The sequence below is a fragment of the Acidovorax delafieldii 2AN genome, from assembly GCF_000175235.1.
In the GTDB taxonomy this organism is placed as follows: Bacteria; Pseudomonadota; Gammaproteobacteria; order Burkholderiales; family Burkholderiaceae_C; genus Acidovorax; species Acidovorax delafieldii_B.
This window is the reverse complement of the sequence record NZ_ACQT01000467.1, coordinates 1-1,644: the sequence shown is the minus strand read 5'-3', so window position 1 is coordinate 1,644 and position 1,644 is coordinate 1. Positions and strand designations below refer to the sequence as shown.

Annotated in this window: 2 protein-coding genes; one reads left to right on the top strand and one right to left on the bottom strand. The window is 69.9% G+C overall.

The window, feature by feature from the left end; all coding sequences use genetic code 11:
• Window positions 1-740 (top strand): creatininase family protein (locus ACDELDRAFT_RS22280; RefSeq protein WP_005801051.1); only part of this gene is annotated, 740 nt, incomplete at its 5' end.
• Window positions 741-809: 69 nt separating this feature from the next.
• Here ACDELDRAFT_RS22280 and ACDELDRAFT_RS22275 read toward each other — a convergent pair.
• On the bottom strand, window positions 810-1,644 hold an 835-nt coding region (locus ACDELDRAFT_RS22275; protein ID WP_005801049.1), incomplete at its 5' end, for a VWA domain-containing protein.

The following is a 1,644-nucleotide window of genomic DNA, read 5'->3' as shown; positions in this document are numbered from 1 at the left end:
TGGCGGCCATCGAGCAGCACGGGCCGCACCTGCCGCTGTCGGTGGACGCCACGCTGCTGCAGGGCGTGATCGACGCGGCCCTGCCGCTGCTGCCTGCCGCGCTGCCCGCGCTGTTCCTGCCGCCGCAGGTGGTGGGGCTGAGTCCCGAGCACATCCGTTTTCCGGGCACGCTCACGCTCTCGCCCGCCACGGTGATCGCGCTGTGGACCGAGATCGGCGAATGCGTGGCGCGCGCGGGGGTGAAGAAGCTCTTGCTGCTCAACGGCCACGGCGGCCAGGTCAGCGTGATGGACATCGTGGCGCGCGAGCTGCGCACGCGCAGCAAGCTGCTGGTCTATAGCAGCAGCTGGTTCAGCCTGCCACTGCCCGACGCCGTGGCCGGCCAGTTCAGCGCCGAGGAGCACCGCTTCGGCATCCATGCAGGCGAGATCGAGACGTCGATGATGCTGCACCTGGCGCCCGCCACCGTGCACATGGACCACGCGCGCGATTTCCGCTCCACCTCGCAGGACCGCGCCGAGCGCTTCGCCATTCTGGGCAATGGCAAAAGCGCCAAGCTGGGCTGGCAGATGCAGGACTACCACGTGGCCGGTGCGGTGGGCAATGCCGCCGCCGCCACGGCGGAGAAGGGGCGGGCGGTGGTCGAGGGCGCCGCGCAGCAGCTGGTGCGCCTGCTGCAGGAGCTGCACGACCTGTCGCTGGCCACCTTGGTGGACGGCCCCGGCAGCCTGGACGACTGATTTTGGGTGTTTTCTGGCTGTGGCGCTTGCCTGCTGTGCGCCACCAGCTATTATTTTGGTAGTGGCGCGCTACATCACCCGCCCGAACCACCACACCGACAGCCCCGCGGCCAGAACGGCCAGCACGGCCCCCGCCAGCGCCAGCAGCGCCGAGATTTCGGTCTCGCGCTTTTCCACCGCCAGGCGCGAACTCAGGGTTTCATAGACCTTTTTCAGATCGGCCGCCGTGGCGGCATGGAAGTATTCGGCGTGGGTGCGCCCGGCCACGGCCTTGAGGGTTTCTTCGTCCAGCCGCACGCGCATCGACCAGCCCTCGAAGCCGATGGTTTCCCCCTGCACGGTGCCCACGCCCACGGTGTACACGCGCACCCCGCGGTCGGCCGCCCACTGGGCGGCTTCGAGCGGGTCCACCCCCGTGGTGCGCTGGCCGTCGGTCAGCATGATGATGGCGGCCGAGGTGTACGAGCCCGGTGCCACGGGCGTGAACGGCTTGGCCGGGTCTTGGCGGGTCACTTCGTCGAGTGGGCGCGGGTGCATGGCCTGGCGTCCGCCCAGCGCCGCGATGTCGATGCCCGCGTCGGGGAACAACGTGGCCAGCGCCAGCATGATGCCGTTGCCCGTGGCCGTGCCGCGCTGCAGCTGGAAGCTGTCGATGGCTTTGGCCAGGTCTTCATGGCTCTGGGTGGGCAGCTGCGCCAGCTGCGCGCTGCCCGCAAACGCCACGATGCCCACGCGCACATGGCGCGGCAGCTCGGCGATGAAGGCCTTGGCGGCGTTTTGCGCGGCGGTGATGCGGTCGGGCTGCACGTCGGTGGCGCGCATGCTGCCCGATACATCCATGGCCAGCATGATGGTCTGCTGCTCGGAGGGCAGCGTGATCACGGCCAGCGGGCGCGCCGCCGCC